The sequence below is a fragment of the Aquimarina muelleri DSM 19832 genome (genome assembly GCF_000430665.1).
GTDB classification, from domain to species: Bacteria; Bacteroidota; Bacteroidia; order Flavobacteriales; family Flavobacteriaceae; genus Aquimarina; species Aquimarina muelleri.
The window spans coordinates 1-7,688 of record NZ_AUML01000068.1 but is presented as its reverse complement, the minus strand read 5'-3'; the positions used below and the strand labels follow the sequence as shown (position 1 = coordinate 7,688).

Sequence of the window (7,688 nt, the reverse complement as noted above, 5' to 3'; positions counted from 1 at the left end):
GTGATTCGCCCAAAGAAGTGCGAACTTTCTTTTGAGAATAGCCATTTCTAGAATTAGACGTAGTTGACTTTTCATGCTTGCCATAGCCAAGGTGACTATCTAATTCTCCTTCAAGCATCTTTTCAATACCGCGCTTTTGAATTTGTTTTAAAAAACTGCTGAGTTCATCTCCAGTCTTAAACTGTTTTAAAAAATCGTCGGATAATAAATCTTCTTTTTTCATGAGTGTGTAAAATTTAAAATTAAACAAAAAAATATCGAGGGTTGCAACCCTCGATATTTTTTAATTACACACTTCGTGGCTTAGTGCCAATTTTAAGTTAAAAAAACAAGGTTCTTGACGTGTGGATTAAATTCTATTTTACTACCGTAGCTTCTAATTCTATTTTTAATGTTTCAAAAAGACTTTTTACTTCAAATAGAGTACTTGCTTGTTGTATGTTATGCTCAGTTATCCAATTTTGGAAAGCATCGAAACAAGTAAAAAATTCTTCTGATGAAGTTGTATAGATATTCAACCGTACAATGTTTTTAATTTCATACCCTGCTTCCTTTATAACTTTCTCTAGATTTTGGATAGACTGAATTAATTGACTTTTCATATCCTCTTTACTTGATATTCCGTCAGAATCAATAGCTGTTTGTCCAGAAACATATAGTGTTCCTTCTGCTTTAGTTACTTCAACAGCTTGTACATAATTTCTTTCGTTCTGCCATTTCCAAGGGTTGATTGTTCTTTTTTCCATTTGTTCTTCTTTTTTGCTTTGTGCCAATGTCGTCATAGCGCTGAATAATAGTACCGCTAAAATTTTACTTTATTGTTCATTATTGTGTGGGGCATATTTCCACTGCAAATATTTGAATAATAGTATTATATCTGTGTGACAAAGATCACTATTACAAAAAAAAATATTAAGAATAAAATCGACTGAGTGTCTCGCGCGAAACCCCTAGATAAGAAGCTAAAAGTGTCTTGGGAACACGTTGAAATAATATTGGATACTGTTGAAATAGTTGTTCGTACCTTTCTTTAGCATTTGATGTAAGAAAAGATAAAACTCTATTTTGTGAAGCAATATGACCTAAATTAGATTTTTTGAGAAAGAACTGCTGCATTTTAGGGGATTCAGTTAATACCTTTTCATAATTTTTAAAACTTATTGAAAATACTCTGGTGTCTTCAATGCATTGTAACGACATTTTAGCTTCAGTTTCTGAAAAATAAGCTGAAAAATCACTTTCCCACCAATCTTCCATAGCAAATGATACAATATGTTGTTTCCCATCATGATCATCATAAACTAATTTTAATAGTCCAGATATAATAAAATAGCAATTCTTTACTTTTTCTCCTTTTTGAAAAAGAAAATCATTTTTTTTATAGTTCTCTAATGAAAAGTGTGATAAAACAAATGACAACTCATCATCTGTAATAGGTATTAATTTTTCAATATGTTCTTTTAATTTTTCTTTCATCAAATAATACTCTTATTCGGGGATGTTGTGTTTAATGATACCCAACACTGGCATATAGGATGTATACCCTATATTTCCTGAATATAAAGGTAATAATAACCAGCAAAAAAGATTAGATAATACATATAAAGGTGAAAATCCTAAAATAAATCAATCCAAATCGAGAGACTTTGTGCAGCAAGGGGGTTAATTTGGAGAATTAAGACCAAGTCTATTTCCTTCTGTGTCCAAAAACAAAGCAAAAAATCCGTTTTCATCTGCGTGGGCTGTTTTTGACATTAGTATTTTTCCGCCATTTTTTTCAACCTTATTAAGAATGGTTTCAAGATTATCTCCTCCATTTAGATATATAGTTACTCCATTAGCAGAAGGTTTGTAGCCTTCGCCTTTCATAATAACTCCTGTTACCATTTGTTCTTCGTATGGAAATATTCCCATTTCCATTCCTAGCATTTCCATTTTCTCGATGTTAATGCCTAAAATTGCTTGATAAAAATTTACTGCTCGTGAGATATCCGTTGCTGGAATTTCAAAAATTGAAATATGACTTTTCATTTGTTTAGTTTTTAGATTAGATTGAACTGTGATAGTCTCTTTTGATTTGTTTTGGTTGTTACAGGCAGTAATACTTAAAGAAAGAATTATAGCTGTATAAAGAATGTATTTTTTCATATTCTTCTGCTTAATTTAACAAGACAAATTTAGATTACGTGCGAATACCAAAATTGTAAAAATGCGACACGCTGACTATTTGTAGAAAAGGGTAGAAAGTCTCATATTTTCATTTCCTAAAAATTCCTTAGGGTTAATTCCAGTAAATTCTTTAAAGTCTTTTATGAAATGTGCTTGGTCAAAATATTTGCTTTGATATGCAATGTCAGTTAGGTTTTCTTTCTTTTTGTTAAGTAACATTTTTAGAGCAGTTTGTAATCGTATTACTTTACCTAACTGTTTTGGACTAACGCCAATTTGTTTTTTAAAATTTCGTTCAAGTTGTCTTCGTTTTGATAGGTCTTCTTTAAGAATTGTGCTTATCGAAGCACTTCCGTTTGTTGCTAAAAGGGCATCAATTGTAGTTTTTACGATATTGTCGATTGTAGTTTTTTCATTTAACTTATCTAAAAGAAATTTTTCAATTATTTCTATTCGTTCACTACTATTTGTTGCTTTAATTATTTTTTGTTTCAACTCTTTTGCTGTTTTTTCTCCGAACAACAATTCTATTGGTGTTTCCTTATTCGCCAAGTTATTAATTGACATTGATATGAAATTAGCAAAACTGTAAGGGTAAAAACGAATTGCAAATGTATTCACGTAGCCTGTAGGTTCAATATAAAAGGGTTTAATTGTCTGTCCGAGAACCATTGCACGAGGTTGTATGATAAATTCATTTTCCGAGGTGTATCTTTTAATGTCGTCTCCAAGTATAAAAGCCATTTCAATTGTTCCGTCTGGAATTATCCGTTGTTTTTGTGCATCAGATTGAGAAGGAACTTCTAAAGTCCAATAACAACTAACAAGAGATTCCAAATCAGAATTTGGTTGAAATGTTTGATAATTCATTCGTAGTTCTTTTTTTTACATGAAACACAACAAAAATACCACCCCAATCAGATATGTTTATTGAACATAAAGGTACTAATAACCAACAAAAAAGCCATACAAAATTATCTTGCTTTGGTACAATTTGTACGAAACATATTTTTTAAGGATATAAAACATCCTACACTTTATATTTTAAGCTAGATTAAAAAAAGCATAACATAAATCACTCTAAATCGGGAGGCTTTGCAGCAAGGTTTTTCTATTTAATTGATTCAGCTATTAAAAGTATTTCTTTATTAATTATTTCGGCATTTTCTTTTTTTGTAATTATAGAACCATGATTTGCATCAATAATAAATTGTTTCCCATTCGTAGATAGTTCTTTCAGTTCTTTTTGCATTTTGAACCATAATTCAATTTGCTCATCTGGGTCGATACCTTTATTTCTATATTTTTCCTTTTGGGACTCCATGTACTGTTCGGTTGCAGTAAAAACCAAAACAGGTAATGAATCTAAACTACTTGCTTGACCTGCCCGCTTAAGAATATCATCATTTATACTATTTTCTTTTAGATACCTACGATAAACTTTACCTGAATAACAAGCAAGATTGAGATTACGGGTATTGCAATCTTTAGGTAAGCCATTATTTTTAGTTTTTGGGTTAGTAATTTTATTATAGAGCCCTCTTATTCCGATATCTGAAAGAACTGCAATAAATTTTATTAAGTTAATTCGTTTTTTTGGAATTAACTCTTTTTGAGCTAATCGCTCCCATTGTTCAGGATGACTCGAATCTAGAAAAACCATTCCTTTTACTTCATTCGGATATAGGTCTCTAAATATTCGATTGTAGGGACCACCCATAGAATGTCCTGCTAATATATAAGGAGGTTTTTCACCATTTTTTTCAAGTAATTGATGTAGTTGATTAGCATAAAATTCTGGTGTAATACTGTCTTTACTTGATTCGCTAAACCATTTTCCTTCTCTATCATAACGAACAACTCTCATATTTTTCTTCAATCCTTCCGCAATCCAATGCAACATATCTGTATGGCTGTTTGCACCTGTTTCTAGAATAATGGTTGGTAAATCATTTTTTTGACCTTCTGCTCTTATATGAAGTTTGGTTCCATTGATATCAACTAATTTTCCTGGTGGAACTGGTTTTGAACTAAATAATCGGAAAAATACTCCTGATACTAATAGTAGAATTATAAGTCCAGCTAAAAATTTACCTATCCATTTGAGTGTTTTTAGAATTAATTTCACTGTAATTTCTTTTTAGTGTTACACAACAATTATATAGCCCCAATCGGTCATATTCACTGAATATAAAGGTAACGATAACTAATAAAAAAGTCAGACAAAATTGTCTGACTTTGGTACAATTTGTATGAAACCTATTTTTAAGGATATAAAAAGATCCTGTACTTATAGTATAGCCCAGATTTAAAAAAGAAAAGCATAACATAAATCAATCAAAGTCGGGAGACTTTGCGTAGCGGGGATAAGAAAAAGAGGTAAGGTGTTCTAAAAATATAGTTTTTTTTTTACGGTTCTTGCCAACTTCTCAATTTCCCTCTTATTTGCAAATCCAGGATCCCTCAACAAGGCATATAGCCCTGGCTTATCGGCACACCATATACTTAATTATTGTAACCAGTTTTTTCTAATTGTTTGTGCGAACCATCACAATTCGGTTTTCGTTGTGATAGTCCACAAGTGCAATCTGTCAATCCATATCCATCAAAAATCCGTTCCATACTTTTTTCAATTCGAGATAGTTTAGTTTTCGATTGTTTTGGTTTTGCAAAATGTAAAAGATAACCTCTTTGTCGTCCAGCAGTCAAATTCTTAAATGCTTTCTTAAAATTTGGATTTTCCTCAAATTTTTGTTCCAATTCTTCTGGTATTTCAAAATCGGAAGTCTTTTTCTTTTTTAATTTCAGTCCTAATTTTTCAATTCTGATTGCCTCTTTTACGTACTTTTTAATTGTTGGCTCAAGTTCCTGAATTACCAGTAAATCTGTGAATCTAATTTGTCGAGCTGATTGAGTGTTTTCGGTTTGCTGAACCAAAATGTTTTCAGGATCTTTTAGTAATACTCCTTTATGAAACAAAATTGCACAATAGTCTTTAAACTCGTGAATTAGAACAATATTTTTTTCGTTATCAGAATAACTTGGGTGCATCCATTTATAATTCTCTTTAAGTCCGCAATCCAAAATAATTTTCCGAAGTTCGGTTAATTCCGCTTGCCATTTTTCAAGTCTATTCAGATAATTATTTACTTCTTGGTTCATTGTATTTACTAGGTTTATTCAAATGATGCAGTAGAGTAGAGTCTGATAGTTCTAGTCTATTATATCTGCTAAAGATATTAATATTTTCGAACTATCAGTGCCCCCTTCATCAAACCGTATGTGAACTTTTCGCTCATACGACTTACCGATAGAGTTCTTCATTCCGCTTTAGAAAGTGTTTTCAAGCAAGCATACTTCTTTATGTCCAATAGTTTATACATGTAACTAAAGTTCATAGGGATGCTTGCGAAGCACCCGATGCGCTTTTCTTCCTTTTCCTTTTATACCAACTTCTTGATTCCCCCCTTATTTGCAAATCCGGATCCCTCAACAAGGCATATAGCGCTGGCCTATCCGCACGCCATATGTTATTGTAGGTAGTGCTTTTATTATTTTAATTTCTTATTATTTTTGATATTCAAAGATTTTTGCTTTATCCAATTAATTGAAATATCTATTGGTTCTTTTTTATTAGTATTGTGTCCTAATGAAGGAAATAAAACATATTCGAAAGGTTTTTCTTCTAGTTTTAGGGTATTAAGATGTTCGATACACATTTTTACAGGAATTTGAATATCTTTTTCTCCAAAAAGCCAAAGACCAGGAATTGAAAGAGTTTTCAGAGCATCTTTTGGGTCAGTAGCTTTAAATTGATATTTGTCAGGATCGTTTTTGATATGTTCACGTGCGTCTTCTTCTGTATGGTTTTCCCAAAAATCTTCCCTATTATCTGTATAAAACTGAAATCTTAATTGTTCAAGGGTGGTTATCGTAGGACAACTGAATAAAACCATAAGTTCTACTAATTGGTTTTTTTTTGCAACAATTGGAATTATCCACCCTGCTTGACTCGCACCTATAAGTCCAATAGGTAAATCTTCCTGTTTTTTATGCAAAAAGTTAACGGCAGAACTTGCATCTTTTGCTAATAAATTAAGGTTTTCAATACTTATGTTATTTGTACCTACTTCAGGTCCGGCATAAAATCCACCAGATTCTCCAACTCCACGTTTATCGTAAGTTAATACCATAATATTATTTTGAGCTAACCGTTTAGCAAATTTTGTCATTCGAGGTACTTGGTCAGAACCGTGAACAATAACAAAAGCTGAATGAGGATTTTTAGGGCTATAAATTGTGCCTGACAATTTAACTCCTTCATTCTCAAAAGTTACATTTTCTGTTTTTATAGAGTCTATCGATTGAACTCTTTCTTGAGTAGATAATCGAACTTCTTGTTTGTCTGATTTATTACAACTAATCAAAATTGTAATTATGAAGAACAATAAAAGATAATTTATTAATTTCACATTTTTAGTTTTTATCGATTTATTCATTAACGTAATTTTTGGGGTATAACCTGCTGTATATTATATAATTACTAAGGTGACTATGTTTCTTAATATCTGCGTATATAGCTACTTTACTAATTCTACATTTAGAACATAAAAGTACTAATAACCAGCAAAACAGTCAGACAATTTTGTCTGGCTTTGGTAGAATTTGTACGAAACCTATTTTTAAGGATATAAAATATCCTGTGTTTATAGTATAAACCAGATTTTAACAAGAAAAGCATAACATAAATCGTTCAAAGTTGGGAGGTTTTGTGTAGCAAGAGGTAAAAGAAAATAATAAATACTCCTGCTACAGGAGGATAAAAACAGGAATGCTACAATATATACAATAGGTTTTAGGTTCATTATTTATCCTTATCTGCCATTGTTTTTAGGTATTTTTCTTTTAGGGGCAGGTTAAATTTTTTGTAGTCTATCTTTTTTATCTTTTTTAAATACGGGGGAAACCAAGTTATTTTATGTTCTGTAAAACAGGGTTCTTTACCTAATTCTGTTTTTAGATTGGTAAGAAGGTCTAAAGAATCTCTATTTTTTTTGGAATAGTGAATAATATTTTTGTCTAGATTAAGTTGATTGTTAGTACCACATGTGTTTTCAGTATATGGATCAAGATTTTCAATAAACATCAGGATAAAATCTGTTCCTATTCCCGTATAAATATTATTAGAACTAATAGGGTGGACTACCTACTAAATTTGGGACTATTTTCTCAAGCCACTTTTTTATTATTTTTCCAATATTGTATTTCTACTTCTAGAGGAGTTTTATATCCTAAAGAAGAATGTAATCTTTTTGTATTGTACCACTGGATATAGTTTTCTATCTTAGAGTATGCCTGAAGATAGTTTTTGAATTTATATCTATTAGTACATTCGTATTTGATGGTTTTAAACAACGATTCTGCTACTGCATTATCCCAACAATTTCCTTTTCTACTCATACTTTGTTTGATGGTACTATTTTTGTTAAAAATCAGCTTCATTTTACGTGAAGCATATT

Annotated in this window: 10 protein-coding genes; all 10 read right to left on the bottom strand. The window is 31.0% G+C overall.

What is annotated here, in order from left to right; genetic code table 11:
- Positions 1-223: transposase (locus H527_RS0118195; protein WP_027413994.1), on the bottom strand; the 223-nt coding region annotated here is incomplete at its 3' end.
- A gap of 133 nt (positions 224-356) precedes the next feature.
- A complete protein-coding gene (locus H527_RS0118190; protein ID WP_027413993.1) occupies positions 357-746 on the bottom strand; it encodes a RidA family protein in 390 nt (129 codons plus the stop codon).
- 166 nt (positions 747-912) lie between these two features.
- Positions 913-1,476: a Crp/Fnr family transcriptional regulator gene (locus H527_RS0118185; RefSeq protein WP_027413992.1), complete on the bottom strand. Its 564-nt coding sequence runs from the start codon at positions 1,474-1,476 to the stop codon at positions 913-915.
- Positions 1,477-1,662: 186 nt separating this feature from the next.
- Positions 1,663-2,148, bottom strand: a complete 486-nt coding sequence (locus H527_RS0118180; protein WP_027413991.1) for a VOC family protein — start codon at positions 2,146-2,148, stop codon at positions 1,663-1,665.
- A gap of 75 nt (positions 2,149-2,223) precedes the next feature.
- Positions 2,224-3,039, bottom strand: a complete 816-nt coding sequence (locus H527_RS0118175) for an AraC family transcriptional regulator (RefSeq protein WP_027413990.1) — start codon at positions 3,037-3,039, stop codon at positions 2,224-2,226.
- 241 nt (positions 3,040-3,280) lie between these two features.
- Positions 3,281-4,297, bottom strand: coding sequence for an alpha/beta fold hydrolase (locus H527_RS0118170; RefSeq protein ID WP_027413989.1), 1,017 nt, complete (start codon positions 4,295-4,297; stop codon positions 3,281-3,283).
- Between the two features lie 377 nt (positions 4,298-4,674).
- Positions 4,675-5,331: a DUF1801 domain-containing protein gene (locus H527_RS22610; protein WP_081414644.1), complete on the bottom strand. Its 657-nt coding sequence runs from the start codon at positions 5,329-5,331 to the stop codon at positions 4,675-4,677.
- A 389-nt stretch (positions 5,332-5,720) separates the two neighbouring features.
- On the bottom strand, positions 5,721-6,668 hold the full coding sequence (locus H527_RS0118160; protein ID WP_155837949.1) for an alpha/beta hydrolase family protein: 948 nt from the start codon (positions 6,666-6,668) through the stop codon (positions 5,721-5,723).
- 365 nt (positions 6,669-7,033) lie between these two features.
- Positions 7,034-7,315, bottom strand: a complete 282-nt coding sequence (locus H527_RS0118155; protein WP_027413987.1) for a hypothetical protein — start codon at positions 7,313-7,315, stop codon at positions 7,034-7,036.
- A gap of 83 nt (positions 7,316-7,398) precedes the next feature.
- Positions 7,399-7,688, bottom strand: a 290-nt coding sequence (locus tag H527_RS0118150; RefSeq protein ID WP_027413986.1) for an integrase core domain-containing protein, incomplete at its 5' end; no start/stop codon positions are given.

What these genes read in the sequence shown, in the direction of transcription:
- H527_RS0118175 (WP_027413990.1), bottom strand. Translation starts at nt 3,039, where the DNA reads ATGAATTATCAAACATTTCAACCAAATTCTGATTTGGAATCTCTTGTT.
- H527_RS0118155 (WP_027413987.1), bottom strand. Translation starts at nt 7,315, where the DNA reads ATGTTTATTGAAAATCTTGATCCATATACTGAAAACACATGTGGTACT.
- H527_RS22610 (WP_081414644.1), bottom strand. Translation starts at nt 5,331, where the DNA reads ATGAACCAAGAAGTAAATAATTATCTGAATAGACTTGAAAAATGGCAA.
- H527_RS0118160 (WP_155837949.1), bottom strand. Translation starts at nt 6,668, where the DNA reads ATGAATAAATCGATAAAAACTAAAAATGTGAAATTAATAAATTATCTT.
- H527_RS0118180 (WP_027413991.1), bottom strand. Translation starts at nt 2,148, where the DNA reads ATGAAAAAATACATTCTTTATACAGCTATAATTCTTTCTTTAAGTATT.
- H527_RS0118185 (WP_027413992.1), bottom strand. Translation starts at nt 1,476, where the DNA reads ATGAAAGAAAAATTAAAAGAACATATTGAAAAATTAATACCTATTACA.
- H527_RS0118190 (WP_027413993.1), bottom strand. Translation starts at nt 746, where the DNA reads ATGGAAAAAAGAACAATCAACCCTTGGAAATGGCAGAACGAAAGAAAT.